This window comes from Verticiella alkaliphila (genome assembly GCF_018904615.1).
GTDB classification, from domain to species: domain Bacteria; phylum Pseudomonadota; class Gammaproteobacteria; order Burkholderiales; family Burkholderiaceae_B; genus Verticiella; species Verticiella alkaliphila.
The window spans coordinates 18,138-32,544 of record NZ_JADCNH010000046.1 but is presented as its reverse complement, the minus strand read 5'-3'; the positions used below and the strand labels follow the sequence as shown (position 1 = coordinate 32,544).

The following is a 14,407-nucleotide window of genomic DNA, read 5'->3' as shown; positions in this document are numbered from 1 at the left end:
CCGCGGCCGGCGCCAGCACGCGGGCCCAGGCTGCCGTCCTGCCCAGCCCCGTGCCCGCGCTCTGGGCTGCCGCGCGCAGCGTGCTGGCCATCCCCGAGGCGTCCGAACCCACCGCGCCGGCGGCAGCGCCACTGGCCAGGCCCGTGTCACGGCCCGCACGGCGCTCGGCGAGGCGGTCTTCAATGGCGCGTACCGTCTGGACGCGCTGGAAGGCGTCGGCCACCGTGAGGTTGCCCAGCGTGCTGCCGGAGAGCGCCTCCAGGGCAGCGCGTCCGCCCGCGTCCGTCACCGTGTTGTCCAGCGCATGGTAAATCGCGTCCAGATCGCCTTGCGCCTGCGTGGAGAAGGCGTTGCCCAGGTAGGTGGCCAGCGTGCGCTGGTTGTCCGTCTGCACGGGCGCGTGGAAGTCGCGCGCGAAGCTCACGTCCACCGCGTGCGTGCCATGGTGCAGCGTCTGGCTGAGGAAGGGGCTGAGATCGGTCACTTCGTCGTACTCGCCCTGGATGCCGCCGCTCGCCGTCACCACGGTGAAGCGCTGGTCCAGCATCTTGGCCGAGGGCTCGAGCACCACGTGCACCGTGCCATCCACGATCTTGGTGCCGGTGACGTGGAAGGTGTCCGAACGATGGGTGTCCACGTCCAGGACGTAGGTGCCCGATGCGGTCTGCTCGTAGTCGCCCTCGATCGTGAGGGTGCCGATCGAGTTGCCGGGGGCGATGCGGCCATGGTTGACGACCTTGCCCACGATCGTGCCGGATCCGCCCAGCGTGCCATTAGGCTGCACGACGACCTCGGTGCTGCGATAGTCGTTCGTCGTGTTGATCTTGAGCAGGCCTTGGTCCACGGACGTGAGCTCGCGGGCATCGGCGACGGTAGCGCGCAGATCCAGCGTGCCCTGGCCCGTCTTTGCGATGTTGCCCTGGCCATGCAGGGTGTTGTCGCGCAGCGTCAAGACCGTGCCGGCGTCGGTGTCGAATGTACCGCCAAAGGTGCCCTTCGCGTCCGCACCGTTCACTTGCACGTCGCGCGTCATCGTGAACGACGCGCTGCTGTTCAGTGTGCCGCCGCGCATCAGCAGCTGGCCCGTGGGTGCGCCAAGGTTGGCATCGGTGGACACCCGCAGCGCTCCCTGGTCGATGCGCGTGCCGCCCGTGTAGGTGTTCGTGCCGCGCAGCTGGAGCGTCTGTTCGCCTTGCTTGATGAGGCTGCCCGTGCCGCTGATGTCGCCGTTGAAGTCGCGCGCACGCAGCTCGATGTTGGCCACGTACGGGAAGGTGAGTGCAATGGCCTGCCCGGCTTCGGCCTTGTCCGTGTCCGAGGCGTACTTGGCGATCATCTCGTGCGCCTTGGTCGTCGGGTGGAATGGATCCCAAAAAAGATAGTCGCCGACGTTGTCCGCAGAACACCCGTTGGTGTACCGGCCAGAATCGGAGTCGACACAGTTCTGGTCGCCGATCTTGAACCCGAACGCCTGCGGATCACGCTGGACTTCGGCCAGCAGCGCGGCGGCATCGACCACGACGATGCGGGTGTTCGGCTGCCGCGCCTTGAACTCGTCCTCCAGGGCGTACAGCGTGCGCTTCAGGCCGTGGTTGGTGTCGCGAACGGCCGCCGACAGCGCAGTGCGGGTATGCGCCCACTCCGGACTGGAGAACTTCGGCGTGGCGCCGACGTCAGGCACGGTAGGAACGTAATAGGTCACGCCCTGCTGGCCCACATCTGGACGTGCGAGGAAACCGTCGTTGATCCTGCGCAGGTTCTCGGGCACGCCGGCAAGCACGGCATCTCTCGGGATGTCCAGGCGTCGCCAGTCCGATGCCGATGCCAACGGGTGCCAGTCGCTGTCTTCCATCTGTTGGCGAAAATTGTTGCCACCAATCCACAGCGTGACCAGCGGTCGTTCGCCAAATGCGCTTGCAGGCAGACGCGCGTCGCGGCCCAGCCCGATGAGCGTTCCGTACCACCCGGAGGTCGTGCCGTCGATCTTCGGACGCAGGTCTTCCTTCACCTGTTCTTCGAGGTGCTTGACGACCGCCGAGATCAGGATATCTCTGGCGGAGCCTGTCACGGCGCCGCCCCAGGCGAGGTTGCGAGACGGATCGTAGGTCAGCGCGTTCATGCGGTGCAGGTGCTCGACCCAGACGCCGCCATTGGAGAAGCGTCCTTGCCAATACAGATCGCCTTTGGGCTGCGGGCGGTGCAGGAAGGTGCTGCGCGCGAAGGTGCGTCCGGTATCGGACAGACTGTCGCCCACGCTCCAGATGGCGGAGTAGGGCTGGGCGGACACGACGCTCGACACGAACACCAATGTCAACGTCGGAAGGACCTTGCGCATGCGATAAGCCTCAGTGGCACGAATGATGACAATTGGTGAGCACTGTCGTAAATAAATGTTTCACTGTCGAGTGATAAGATCAGCAGCGTCGGCATCCGCGCCACAGCGTGCTGCCGGCTCCCACCGTCAAGGGTTCGATCGGCATGACGACAACGGACTACGCCGTGCAACAGGAGATCGGCCGCCTGCTGAGCCAGCGTGCGCCCGAGGCGACGATCTGCCCGTCGGAAGTGGCGCGCGCCCTGTCGCCTGAGGGATGGCGGCCACTGATGCCGCAGGTGAGGGCCGTGGCGCTGGACATGGCTCGCCGCGGCGAGCTGGCGATTCGCCAGGGCGGCGACGCTATCGATCCTGAATCGCCCCTGCGCGGGCCGATCCGCCTGGGACGCGCCTGACACTTGTCATGGTGGTGGACGATGGGGCGCGCCTGGCTGACGCTCGGCGCGGACCACCAGCAGGACGCCCCACCCCGAGACCAGCATGCCGAGGGCCATGAGGCCTGACAGCGGCTCGCCGAACATGACGGCACCCCAGATCAGCGTGACGCCCGGGCTGAGGTAGAGCAGACTTGCCACCCGCGTGGGCGAGGCGCGTCGCAGGCACAGCCAATACAGTCCGTAGCCCCCCAGTGTCGAGAACGCGGTCCAGATCACGCTGATGCCAAAGCCCACGGTGGGCAGGGGCGCCAGGCTGCCTTCGCTCGCCGTCCACACGCCGAACACCAGTGCGGACACCGTGCATTGGACCCATAGCGTGGGCAGGAGCCCCAGGGCGTCGGCTGAGAGCAGGCGCTTGGCCCAGAGCGTGGCTACCGCCAGAGACAGCATGCCCAGCAACGGCAGCCCGTAACTCCAGAGCGAAGCGTTGCCCAGACTCAGCGCGTCTCGCGTGACCAGCACCACGCCCAGGAGGCCGATGAGAAGTCCCGCCCAGACGCGGCGGCTGGGACGCTGACCCAGGAACAGCATGGCCAGCACGGCGGTGCCGATGGGCAGGAGATCGGCCATGAGCGCGGCCAGCCCCGCGGGCACGCCCAGTTCGATGCCCTTGCCGACGCCGGCCAGGTAGCCCGTCATCGCCAGCGCGCCGATGCCTGCCTGGGTGAGGAGGGCGGCAGGCCGGGCCCGGCGCAGCGCGCCCGCGACCCAGGGCATGAGCAGCAGCGCGACCAGCGCGCAGCGCCAGAACACCACCAGGACCATCGGTGCGTGATCGACCGTCAGGCGCATGCCGATGAAGCCGGAACTCCAGGCCAGCACCATCCCGGCCTCCAGCAGCGGGAGGGGCACGGTGCGCCGACGCACGTAGGCCCTGGACGTGACAGGTGGGTGAGGGGGCAGTGGTGTGCGGTGTGAGGCAGACGTGCTCATGGTGCGCTCCGAGTAGCCTTGACTTTATCGGCGCGGCATCATTCAATAAATCGAAATATTATTGCCTTCTTGTTTAAAGAATCGAAATCATGTCCGTGACGCTGGAGATCGACTTGCTGCGCACCTTCCAGGCCGTGGCGCGACTGGGGCAGTTTCGGGCGGCCGCCGAGCAGATCCATCGCAGTCCCGCTGCGGTCAGCGTGCAGATCCAGCGGCTGGAGGCGGTCGTGGGCGGGCGGCTCTTCGAGCGCGATAACCAGTCGGTGTCGCTGACCCCCACCGGCGAGCGCCTCATCTCGCACGCCGACGAGCTCTTGCGACGGCACGACGCCATGCTCGGCGAGCTTCAAGGACGCCGTCAGGCGGGCCGCATCAAGTTCGGCGTGCCCGACGAGTATGCACAGCACCTCATTCGCGACATCCTGCCGCGCTTCGCGGCGCACTGGCCGGAGGTGGTGCTCGAGGTGATCACGGCACCGAGCCTGACACTGCGCGACAAGGTGGCGCGCCGTCACCTGCACTTGGCGCTGACCGTGCAGCCGCTGGGTGAGCAGACCGCTGCCGATGCGCTGGCGGTGACGACGCCGGTGTGGGTCGGCGCACGGGGAGGCGAGGAAACGTGGGGCGCCGACCGGGCAGTGCCAGGGGCGCTGCCACTCGCGCTGCATGCCAGCGGTTGCTGCTATCGCGATGCCATGCTGCGCGCCCTGGATCAGGCGGGCCGGCCCTGGCGCGTGGTGCTCACCAGCCCGTCAAGTCTGGCGGTCGAAGCCTGCGTGGAGGCCGGTCTGGCCGTCAGCCTGATCGACCGCTCGCGCGTGACGGCGGCCATGCAGGTGCTGGAGGATCTACCGACGATCCCGCCGCATGAAGCGGTGTTGCTGCACACGCCCCAGGCCGGTCCCGCCGTCGAGCGCCTGGCCAGCATGATCCGGCGGCACTTCCATTTCTAGTCGGGCGCGTCTACCGGGTCTTTCGGCGTGACCTTGTACCCTGCCCGACGTGCCCAGGCCACCGCCTCGGGTGCCTGAAGCGCGTTGACGGCGTGCGTGATGTGCCAGTACAGATTCGGCGATCCATCCATCCACAGGAGGTAGTCGTCGCTGGCGATGGCGCGCCGCAGGGCGGCCGGGTCATGCCACTGGGCGCGCGGCAGCAAGGTGAAGCGGCCCATCTCGAAGAGCAGCTCGCGGTCCGCGCGCGACAGGCGCAGGGGGAATGCGGCGAACAGTTCCGGGTCGTAGGCCAGCGACGCCCGCGGCCTGCCATTGCGCACGCCCGTCATGTCGAAGATGTCGATGACGACGTCCGTGCCGCGAAAGTCGATCGCGCCGCCGGCTTTGAGGTACGACAGAATCAACAGCCGATCGTCGAGCACCAGATCCAGCATCTGACGGCTGCGCGCACCGTGCAGCTTCGTGGCGAGCGGCCGTGCCAGCGCGTTGTAGCGGGCAGCCGCGGTGTAGTCGTCGTCGCGCGCGAGGAGGGTGTAGGCGGTGAGCAGCACCTCGTCGTCGATGGCATGGCCGGTGTCATGGGCTCGCGCCACGAGCGTGGCGGCCTTGCCCGTGATCTCGGCCCAGCTCGGCCCGCCCTGTACCTCGCGCCTGGGCGCGTTCTGAAAGCGGGTGCCCGAGAGCAGTCCGATGGCTGCATCGACATCGTTGTTCGCCATCGCGCGCGCGGCGGCAGCGTGATTGCCAAGCGCCGTGATGTCGCCCGGGATGGAGGCCGCCGCCCGGCCGACGCCGACGCCTACGTTTCCTGCGCCTGATAGCGCAACGCATCCGCTGAGCAGGGCGCAGGCCAGCACCGCCGAGGCGAGCAACCAGCGACGTCGGCGCGAAGACCGGGCACGAGCGGGGCTCGCCGCCAACGTACGGTGCTCCAACGCGGTTGAGGGCAGAGGCAGCATGAGCAGCGGGAAGCGACAAGCGAAGGCTCAACCATACCCGCAAAATCGCGGCGTTGCCGGTGCGAGAGGCTTGGAATCGCCCCGGACGCCACGGCGTTCGCGGACGAAGAAAAGGGGCCACGTTTGCACGTGGCCCCTCGAAATTCTGGTGGGCTGTGAGTGACTCGAACACTCGACCTACGGATTAAGAGTCCGCTGCTCTACCAACTGAGCTAACAGCCCTGCACGTTGCAACCAACTGCGCTGCAACTGCGAAGAACGAAACTATAGCGAAGTTTTCAGAAGCGTGCAAGCCCCTGGCCGAATATTTCAGCTTTTCATCGCATGTTTGCTGCCGGCACCCGGGATGATCGCGTCGGCGATGGCCTCGCCAAAGCCGCGCGCCAGGCGAAGCTCGCCCAGGCCAGTGTCGGTCAGGTGGTACTTGCCGTCGCGCAGTTCCATGTAGCGGCCCTCGACGAGCGCGGCCACGTGGGCGTCGTCGATCGGGTCGCGGCCTTCGTGGATGCGGCGCAGGGTGTCCTGATGTTCTGGGGTCAGCGTGGGCATGGTGAATCCTCCTTCTCGACAGCGAAGCGGCAGGCGCTTCAGGTGATCTCGACAAAGCAAGGGGCATACCTAACCCACGGCGCGTGCCGCAGTGCCGCACGAAAACGGTGCTTGATGGGCGTATGATCGCTCCCTATTCATCAGCGTCTCTTCTCCAGGCGGCTCGCCATGTCCTCCGTACCCACGCTTCCCGACCCGCGCCAGGCCGTGCGCATGCTGATCGCTGGCACCCTCATCGTCGTCGTCGCGATGGGCATTCGCGCCACCTTCGGTCTCTTCATGCAGCCGCTGGGCGTGGCGCATGGGTGGGGGCGGGACGTCTTCTCGATGGCCTTCGCCATCCAGAACCTGGTCTGGGGTCTCTTCGGCATCGTGATGGGGACGATCGCGGACCGTTACGGTGCCGGCCGGGCCATCGTGATTTCCGTCCTGGCCTATATCCTCGGGCTGATCGGGCTGCGCTTTGCCACGACAGAGATGGAGCTGTACCTGACGGCCGGCCTGCTGATCGGCATCGGGCAGGCGGGCACGACCTTCGCCGTCATCCTGCCGGTGGTGGCCCGCTCGTTCTCACCCGCGTCGCGCAGCACGGCCATGGGCATCGCGAGCGCGGGGGGCTCGCTCGGGCAGTTCCTGGTCGTGCCGAGCGGGCAGTTCCTGATCGGGCAGTTCGACTGGGTCGGCGCCTTGTGGGCACTATCCCTGCTCATGGCCGTGGGCCTGCCGCTGGCCTGGAGCCTGCGCGGCAAGCCTGCCGCAGACGCCGGCGGCCGGGAATTGTCGCTGGGCGCGGCCGTGCGCGGTGCCATCACGGATCGCTCCTACCAGTTTCTCTTCGCAAGCTACGCCGTCTGCGGCTTTCACACGGCCTTCGTCACGCTGCACCTGCCGGCCTATGCCCAGGATAGCGGGCTCACCGCGGCCAATGGCGCCTTCGCGCTCGCGCTGGTGGGGCTCTTCAACACCTTTGGTTCCTTCTGGTCCGGCAAGCTCGGCGGCATCTACAGCAAGAAGCACCTGCTTGCGGGCGTCTACTGGGCGCGCGGGCTGGGCATCCTCTTTCTGATGAGCGTGCCGCTCACGCCCACCACGCTTTATGTGTTTGCGGCCTGGATGGGCGTGTTCTGGCTGGGCACCGTGCCGCTCACCCAGGGCCTGATTGGCGACATCTTCGGCCTGCGTTACGCAGCGACGCTGTCCGGCGTGGTCTTCCTCGGCCACCAGATCGGCAGCTTCCTGGGCGTGTGGCTGGGCGGCCAGCTGTACGTCGCGACCGGCTCGTACGACGTGGTATGGTGGCTCAGCGTGGCCCTGGCCTTGATCGCCGGCGCGCTGTGCCTGCCGGTGAAGCCGGAGCCTCGCGGGCAGCCGGCAGTGTCTGGCGCGGCATCCTAGCGGTCTTGCGTCGGTCCATGTCCGCGGGCGCTCTCAGGGCCTGCCGTTGGCATCACTGTCAGCGGCGTGCCGGCTACGGCCTGGAGATATCCTCATGACGGATTCCGTCGATCGCGACATCCTGGTGCTGCCCAAGCGCTGGCGCCTGCCGGTCTATGCCGGCCTGGCCGCCGTGCTCGCGCTGGGCATCTGGGGCTATCGCAGCCCCGAGCTGATGCTCGCCTGGGACAATCTCCTCGCGCTCTGCGGTCTGCGTTGAGCGTTTGCGGGGCCATGTGCGCGAAGGCACACATCCGGATTGCTGGTTAGTCATCCAGCATGCGTACAATGGCGCCTTTGCCGTTTGCGCGCAGGGGATACCTTGGCCACTCGCTATACCGAAGAATCGATCCGCGTCCTGAAGGGCCTGGAGCCGGTGCGTCAGCGCCCCGGCATGTACACCCGCACCGAGAACCCGCTGCACATCGTGCAGGAGGTGATCGACAACGCCGCTGACGAGGCCCTGGCCGGCTACGGCAAGCACATCCAGGTGACGCTGCACGGCGACGGCAGCATCACCGTGGACGACGACGGCCGCGGCATCCCCGTGGGCCTGCATCCCGAAGAGGGCGCGCCGGTCGTCGAGCTCGTCTTCACCCGTCTGCACGCCGGCGGCAAGTTCGACAAGCAGTCGGGCGGCGCCTACGCCTTCTCGGGCGGTCTGCACGGGGTGGGCGTCTCGGTCACCAATGCCTTGTCCTCTCGCCTGGAAGTCACCGTCTGGCGCGACGGCGGCGTGCACACGCTGGCATTTGCCGGCGGCGAGATGGTGCAGCCGCTCGCGCCAGTCGCGAACGCGCCGCGCCGCAAGTCCGGCACGCGCGTGCGCTGCTGGCCCGACCCCAAGTATTTCGACAGCGCGGTGCTGCCGGTGCCGGAGCTTGTTCGCCTGTTGCGCAGCAAGGCGGTGCTGCTGCCCGGTGTGAAAGTCACCTTCCGCAACGAGAAGGCTGGCAACGCGCCCCAGGAATGGCTGTACGCCGATGGCCTGCGCGGCTATCTGTCGGAAGCGCTGGTGGGCACCGAGCTTCTCGTGCCGCTGGTCGACGGCGAGCAGTACGCGGGCAAGGATCACGACAGCTTCTCCGAAGGTGAGGGCGCGCAGTGGGTGGTGTCCTGGGCGACCGACGGCACCGTGGTGCGCGAATCCTATGTGAACCTCATCCCGACGCCCGCAGGCGGCACGCACGAGGCCGGCCTGCGCGATGGCCTATTCAATGCGATGAAGACCTTCATCGAGCTGCACAATCTGATGCCCAAGGGCATCAAGTTGCTGCCTGAAGACGTCTTCGCGCGTGCGAGCTTCGTGCTCTCGGCCAAGGTGCTGGATCCGCAGTTCCAGGGCCAGATCAAGGAGCGCCTGAACAGCCGCGACGCCGTGCGCCTGGTGAGCGGCTTCGTGAAGACCGCCATGGATCTGTGGCTGAATTCGCACGTGGACCACGGCAAGAAGCTCGCCGAGCTCGTCATCCGCCAGGCGCAGGCCCGGGTGCGCACGGCTCAGAAGGTCGAAAAGCGCAAGAGCTCTGGCGTGGCCGTGCTGCCCGGCAAGCTCACGGATTGCGAGACGGACGATGTCTCGCGCACGGAAGTCTTCCTGGTCGAGGGCGACTCAGCGGGCGGCTCGGCCAAGATGGGCCGCGACAAGGAATTCCAGGCCGTGCTGCCGCTGCGCGGCAAGGTGCTCAACGCCTGGGAAGTGGATCGCGACCGGCTCTTTGCCAACAACGAGATCCATGACATTTCTGTCGCGATCGGCGTGGATCCGCATGGCCCTGCCGACACGCCGGATCTGTCCGGCCTGCGCTATGGCCGCATCTGCATCCTGTCTGACGCGGACGTGGACGGCTCGCACATCCAGGTGCTGCTGCTCACACTCTTCTACCGGCACTTTCCGAAGCTCATCGAAGCCGGCAACGTCTTCGTGGCGCGCCCGCCGCTGTTCCGGGTGGATGTGCCCGCGCAGGGCAAGCGCCCGGCGCGCAAGCTCTACTGCCTGGACGAGGGCGAGCTCGAGGCCACGGAAGATCGCCTGCGCAAGGACGGCGTGCGCGATGGCACCTGGAGCATCAGCCGCTTCAAGGGCTTGGGCGAAATGAGCCCCGAGCAGCTCTGGGAGACCACGATGAATCCGGATACCCGGCGCCTCTTGCCCGTGCACCTGGGCGAGGCGGGAGCCGATGGCACGACCAAGGTCTTCGAGATGCTGATGGGCAAGGGCGAAGCCGCGCAGCGACGCGCCTGGCTCGAGGAGAAGGGCGACCTGGCCGACGTGGACATCTGAGCCCGCCACGATGCGCCATCCGCTACCCACGCCGCCCACGCCCGTGCCGCGCCGGCAGTTCGCCCTGCTTGGCGAGCGGCGCTTTGCGCCGTTCTTCGCCACGCAGGCGCTGGGCGCGCTGAACGACAATCTCTTCAAGATTGCGTTCACCTCGCTCGTCACCTATCAGGCGAGCAAGTTCTCGGGCGTGGATCCGGCCAGCGCGGCCTTCATCATCTCGGCCATCTTCATCCTGCCGTTCCTGCTTTTTTCGGCCACCAGCGGGCAGATCGCCGACAAGCTGGATCGTGCCGCGCTGATGCGGCTGGTGAAGATGCTGGAAGTGGGCATCATGGTGCTCGGCCTTGCGGGCTTCTGGTGGCATGACGCCTGGGTGCTGTATGGCGTGACCTTCCTCATGGGGCTGCACTCCACGCTCTTTGGCCCAGCCAAATATGCGTACCTGCCGCAGCATCTGAACGAGGGCGAGCTGATCGGCGGCAATGCGCTCGTGCAGATGGCTACCTTCGTGTCGATCCTGATCGGCACGATCGCAGGCGGCGAGCTTGCGCGCGTGGCGGCCGATTCTGCCTGGGTCATTGGCCTCGTCTGCCTTGTGCTGGCGTTCGCCGGGCTCGCGTGTGCGTGGCGCATTCCCGCGTCACCCGCGCCAGAGCCCGATCTGCGCATCAACTGGAATCCGGTCAGCGAGACCTGGCGCAATCTGCGGCTGGCCGCCGTGGACCGTCGCGTGCTCATGGCCATGATCGGCATTTCGTGGCTGTGGTTCGTGGGCGCGACGTTGCTGGCGTCCTTCTTCAACTTCGCGCGCGACGTGCTCTTTGCCGGCCCCTCCGTGCTCACGCTGCTGCTCACCATGTTCTCGGTGGGCGTCGGGCTGGGCGCCTTGCTGTGTGAGCGCTTCTCGCGCGGGCGCATGGAGCTGGGGCTGGTGCCTGCGGGGGCGCTGGGCATGACGGTGTTCCTTGCGGATTTGTACTTCGCGAGTCGGCACGCCACGAATCCCGGTCACTTGCGCGGGCTGGCCGAGTTCCTGCGGGATCCCGGACACTGGCGCATCCTCGCTGATCTCTGGCTGCTGTCGATGTCGGCGGGCCTTTTCAGCGTGCCGCTCTACGCCTTCATCCAGAGCCGCTGCAAGCCGTCGCACCGCGCGCGCATCATTGCGGCCAACAACATTCTCAACGCCTTGTTCATGGTGGCTTCCGCACTGGCCGCCATGGTGATCCTTGGCGCCGGCGTGAGCCTGCCGGGCCTGTACGGCCTGACCGCCGTGGCCAATCTGGCCATGGCCGTGCTGCTCTGCGCCAGCGTGCCTGAATTCTGGACGCGCTTCCTGGCCTGGTGCCGGATGCGCAAGAACCCATAGGAAGACGGTTGACATGACCGATACCCAACAGCCCGGCCTCTTCGAGCCGACCGGCGGCGAGGGCGATGACGCCATCGCGCTGGCGCAGTTCGCCGAGCGGGCCTATCTCGATTACGCGGTGTCCGTCGTCAAGGGCCGCGCACTGCCGGATCTGGCCGATGGCCAGAAGCCCGTGCAGCGGCGCATTCTCTACGCTATGCAGGCCATGGGCCTGGCCGCCGGCGCCAAGCCCGTCAAGTCTGCCCGCGTCGTGGGTGACGTGCTGGGCAAATACCACCCCCACGGCGATCAGGCCGCGTACGATGCCCTCGTGCGCATGGCGCAGTCGTTCTCGCTGCGCTATCCGCTCATCGACGGCCAGGGCAACTTCGGCTCGCGCGATGGCGACAACGCGGCGGCCATGCGTTATACCGAAGCGCGCCTCACGCCCATCGCCCGTCTGCTGCTCGACGAGCTCGACGAGGGCACGGTGGATTTCATGCCGAACTACGACGGCTCGCAGCAGGAGCCGCGTCAGTTGCCGGCGCGCCTGCCGATGGTGCTGCTCAACGGCGCTTCGGGTATTGCCGTGGGCATGGCCACCGAGATTCCGTCGCACAACCTGCGCGAAGTGGCACGCGCCGCCGTGGCCTTGCTCAAGAAGCCGGCCATCGCCGATGACGAGCTGCACGAGATCCTGCCCGGACCGGATTTCCCGGGTGGGGGGCAGATCATCACGCCGGCGGCCGACATCGCCCAGATCTATCGCACCGGCCGTGGCAGCATCAAGGCCCGTGCGCGCTGGGTGTTCGAGGACATGGCGCGTGGACAGTGGCAGCTCGTCGTCACCGAGTTGCCCCCGGGCACCTCGGGCCAGAAGGTGCTCGAGGAGATCGAGGAGCTCACGAATCCGCGCGTGAAGACCGGCAAGAAGAGCCTCACGCCCGATCAGCAGCAGAACAAGGCGCGCCTGCTCAGCCTGCTCGACGCCGTGCGCGACGAATCCGGCAAGGACGCCGCCGTGCGGCTCGTGTTCGAGCCCAAGACCTCCAAGGTGGATCGCGACGAGCTCGTCACCGTGCTCCTTGCCCACACTTCGCTCGAGACGAATGTCCCTATCAACCTCGTGATGGTGGGCATGGACGGACGCCCGCGTCAGAAGGCCCTGCGCGACATCCTGAGCGAGTGGATCGACTACCGCTTCAAGACCGTCACGCGCCGCTCCGAGCATCGCCTGTCCAAGGTGCTGGACCGCATCCACGTGCTCGAAGGGCGGATGATCGTCTACCTGAACGTGGACGAAGTCATCCGCACGATCCGTGAATCCGATGAGCCGAGGCCCGCGCTGATGGCGGCCTTCAAGCTCACCGAGCGCCAGGCCGAAGACATCCTGGAGATGCGCCTGCGTCAGTTGGCGCGCCTGGAATCGATCAAGATCGAACAGGAACTGAAGAAGCTCGGCGCCGAGCAGGCCACGCTCGAAGACCTGCTTGCCAACCCGGGCAGCATGCGCCGGCTCATCACGAAAGAGATCGAGGCCGATGCCAAGCTGTACGGCGACGATCGCCGCACCCTCATGGAAGAGGCCGAGCGCGCCGTGCTGCAGGTTAAGGTGGTGGACGAGCCGGTCACCGTGATCGTCTCGCAAAAGGGCTGGCTGCGGGCCCGTCAGGGCCACGAGCATGATCGCTCGCTCTTCACGTTCAAGGCAGGCGACGCGCTCTACGGGGCGTTCGAATGTCGTACGGTCGATACGCTCGTGGCCGTGGCGGACAACGGCCGGGTGTACTCGGTGCCGGTGGCGAATCTGCCTTCGGCCAGGGGCGACGGCGTGCCGGTGACCACGCTCATCGATCTCGAATCTGGCTCGCGCATCGAGCACATGATGGCGGGCCCCACGGATGCGCGCTGGCTGATCGCCACGCGCAATGGCCTGGGCTTTGCCTCGCGGCTGGGTGACATGACGACGCGTCGGGGCGGCAAGCAGTTCGTCACGTTGAAGGAAGACGACGCGCTCGTGCGGCCGGTGCCCCTGTTTGCTGGCGCCACGCATCTGGCCCTGCTCTCGGCCAAGGGCCGGCTGCTGGTCATCGGCCTGGACGAAGTGAAGTCGCTGGCCGGCGGTGGCGGCGGCACGCAGCTGATGGGCCTGGATCCACGCGAGCTCGTCGCGCAGATCGTGCCCATCGGCGCGGGTGGCCTGCGCGTGACGGGCATCTATCGCAACCGCGAGGTCGAGGACATCCTGGCGGGTGACGTGCTGGCCACCTATGTGGGCAAGCGCGCCCGCAAGGGCCGCCTGCTGGATGCGCGGCCCAAGCAGCCGCTGCTCTCGCCGGTGCTCTGAGCCGAGGCCACGCATGGACGTCCTGACCGGCGTACCGCCCCATTGGGGACCGGTGCGCATCTTCCTGGATGGGCCGCCCTTCTGGGTGGTCGTGATGGCGTGCGTGCTGGCCGTTCGGGGCTGGCGCGTGCGCCGGCCGGGGCGCATCACGTTGCTGCAGCTGGCCCTCTTTCCCCTGCTGGTGTTTGCCTGGCATGCCTGGCGGCTCGCCAGCGCCGGCACGGCCACGGGTTCGATGATGCTCGCCTGGCTCGCCGGCCTGGTCGTGGGCGCCTGGCTGGGCCGCGGTCTGGTGCAGGGCATGCGCATCGAGCCGGACGGCCCGCACGGCTTGCTCCTGCACTCGGGCGATCGGAGCTGGTTGCCGCTGGCGCTGGGTTTCTTCCTCTTCGAGTTCCTGGCGGTGCGCGTGCTGGCCTGGGATACCGGCCTGCAGACCGACCCGGTCTTCCTCAGCGGCTATGCGGCGGTGGCCGGCCTCTTTGCCGGGCTCTTCGTCGGGCGGCTCGAGGGGCTCTCGCGTCGATACCGCGATGCGCGCCAGCGGGGAATCACGGCGAGTCCGCGTCCGCGCCCGCAGGCGCGCGCGGACGCATCGAGCGCTGTCGGGGGCGAAGGTAGTGGCGACGGCACGGCCACGCGCGAACGCACGCAGGAGACGCCGGCAGGCGGCAGCCGCGGCGCCTTGCGTTCTCGTGAGCAGGGCGGCGATGCTGAGGGTACCGGCTGGGACAGCACCGGCAGCGACAGCAGCAGCGATGGCGGTGGTGACGGCGGTGGGGGCGGAAGCGACTGAAGGTCAGATGGCCATGAGCCGACGTCCAG

The 14,407-nt window shown here is 67.4% G+C and carries 11 protein-coding genes, 1 tRNA gene and 1 pseudogene; 8 read left to right on the top strand and 5 right to left on the bottom strand.

Annotated features, from left to right (window positions below; all coding sequences use genetic code 11):
- Positions 1–2,335: SGNH/GDSL hydrolase family protein (locus IMZ29_RS19830; protein WP_216187367.1), on the bottom strand; the 2,335-nt coding region annotated here is incomplete at its 3' end.
- A 107-nt stretch (positions 2,336–2,442) separates the two neighbouring features.
- Between IMZ29_RS19830 and IMZ29_RS19825 the strand changes: the two genes are divergently transcribed.
- Positions 2,443–2,730 carry a DUF3253 domain-containing protein gene (locus tag IMZ29_RS19825; protein ID WP_216187365.1) on the top strand — a complete coding sequence of 96 codons (288 nt, stop codon included), beginning with the start codon at positions 2,443–2,445 and terminating at the stop codon, positions 2,728–2,730.
- Positions 2,731–2,736: 6 nt separating this feature from the next.
- On the opposite strand, the gene IMZ29_RS19820 is transcribed toward IMZ29_RS19825, so the two are convergent.
- Complete coding sequence (locus tag IMZ29_RS19820) at positions 2,737–3,705, bottom strand: DMT family transporter (RefSeq protein WP_253207295.1); 969 nt, start codon at positions 3,703–3,705, stop codon at positions 2,737–2,739.
- Between the two features lie 89 nt (positions 3,706–3,794).
- Between IMZ29_RS19820 and IMZ29_RS19815 the strand changes: the two genes are divergently transcribed.
- Entirely contained in the window at positions 3,795–4,658 is an 864-nt protein-coding gene (locus IMZ29_RS19815) for a LysR family transcriptional regulator (protein ID WP_216187363.1), read from the top strand.
- On the opposite strand, the gene IMZ29_RS19810 is transcribed toward IMZ29_RS19815, so the two are convergent.
- The 3 genes from IMZ29_RS19810 to IMZ29_RS19800 all read right to left on the bottom strand — a co-directional run bounded on the left by IMZ29_RS19810 (position 4,655) and on the right by IMZ29_RS19800 (position 6,169).
- Positions 4,655–5,380: a hypothetical protein gene (locus IMZ29_RS19810; protein ID WP_216187361.1), complete on the bottom strand. Its 726-nt coding sequence runs from the start codon at positions 5,378–5,380 to the stop codon at positions 4,655–4,657. The two genes, IMZ29_RS19815 and IMZ29_RS19810, sit on opposite strands and share 4 nt — an antisense overlap.
- A 386-nt stretch (positions 5,381–5,766) precedes the next feature.
- Positions 5,767–5,842: transfer RNA gene (locus tag IMZ29_RS19805), tRNA-Lys, on the bottom strand.
- A gap of 87 nt (positions 5,843–5,929) precedes the next feature.
- Positions 5,930–6,169: a hypothetical protein gene (locus tag IMZ29_RS19800; RefSeq protein WP_216187352.1), complete on the bottom strand. Its 240-nt coding sequence runs from the start codon at positions 6,167–6,169 to the stop codon at positions 5,930–5,932.
- Positions 6,170–6,337: 168 nt separating this feature from the next.
- On the opposite strand from IMZ29_RS19800, the gene IMZ29_RS19795 reads away from it, so the two are divergent.
- The 6 genes and pseudogenes from IMZ29_RS19795 to IMZ29_RS19770 all read left to right on the top strand — a co-directional run bounded on the left by IMZ29_RS19795 (position 6,338) and on the right by IMZ29_RS19770 (position 14,378).
- Positions 6,338–7,564 carry an MFS transporter gene (locus IMZ29_RS19795; protein ID WP_216187350.1) on the top strand — a complete coding sequence of 409 codons (1,227 nt, stop codon included), beginning with the start codon at positions 6,338–6,340 and terminating at the stop codon, positions 7,562–7,564.
- A gap of 94 nt (positions 7,565–7,658) precedes the next feature.
- Positions 7,659–7,823, top strand: coding sequence for a hypothetical protein (locus IMZ29_RS19790; RefSeq protein WP_216187373.1), 165 nt, complete (start codon positions 7,659–7,661; stop codon positions 7,821–7,823).
- A gap of 102 nt (positions 7,824–7,925) precedes the next feature.
- Positions 7,926–9,887 (top strand): DNA topoisomerase IV subunit B, encoded by a 1,962-nt coding sequence (gene parE, locus IMZ29_RS19785; protein ID WP_216187348.1) that lies wholly within the window; start codon positions 7,926–7,928, stop codon positions 9,885–9,887.
- A 10-nt stretch (positions 9,888–9,897) separates the two neighbouring features.
- Positions 9,898–11,232 (top strand): annotated as a pseudogene (locus IMZ29_RS19780) (MFS transporter); the annotation flags it as partial.
- A 37-nt stretch (positions 11,233–11,269) separates the two neighbouring features.
- Positions 11,270–13,582 carry a DNA topoisomerase IV subunit A gene (gene parC / locus IMZ29_RS19775; protein WP_216187344.1) on the top strand — a complete coding sequence of 771 codons (2,313 nt, stop codon included), beginning with the start codon at positions 11,270–11,272 and terminating at the stop codon, positions 13,580–13,582.
- Positions 13,583–13,595: 13 nt separating this feature from the next.
- A complete protein-coding gene (locus IMZ29_RS19770; protein WP_216187342.1) occupies positions 13,596–14,378 on the top strand; it encodes a hypothetical protein in 783 nt (260 codons plus the stop codon).
- Positions 14,379–14,407: the final 29 nt, after the last annotated feature.

What these genes read in the sequence shown, in the direction of transcription:
- IMZ29_RS19820 (WP_253207295.1), bottom strand. Translation starts at nt 3,705, where the DNA reads ATGAGCACGTCTGCCTCACACCGCACACCACTGCCCCCTCACCCACCT.
- IMZ29_RS19815 (WP_216187363.1), top strand. Translation starts at nt 3,795, where the DNA reads ATGTCCGTGACGCTGGAGATCGACTTGCTGCGCACCTTCCAGGCCGTG.
- IMZ29_RS19810 (WP_216187361.1), bottom strand. Translation starts at nt 5,380, where the DNA reads ATGGCGAACAACGATGTCGATGCAGCCATCGGACTGCTCTCGGGCACC.
- IMZ29_RS19800 (WP_216187352.1), bottom strand. Translation starts at nt 6,169, where the DNA reads ATGCCCACGCTGACCCCAGAACATCAGGACACCCTGCGCCGCATCCAC.
- IMZ29_RS19795 (WP_216187350.1), top strand. Translation starts at nt 6,338, where the DNA reads ATGTCCTCCGTACCCACGCTTCCCGACCCGCGCCAGGCCGTGCGCATG.
- IMZ29_RS19790 (WP_216187373.1), top strand. Translation starts at nt 7,659, where the DNA reads ATGACGGATTCCGTCGATCGCGACATCCTGGTGCTGCCCAAGCGCTGG.
- parC (WP_216187344.1), top strand. Translation starts at nt 11,270, where the DNA reads ATGACCGATACCCAACAGCCCGGCCTCTTCGAGCCGACCGGCGGCGAG.
- IMZ29_RS19770 (WP_216187342.1), top strand. Translation starts at nt 13,596, where the DNA reads ATGGACGTCCTGACCGGCGTACCGCCCCATTGGGGACCGGTGCGCATC.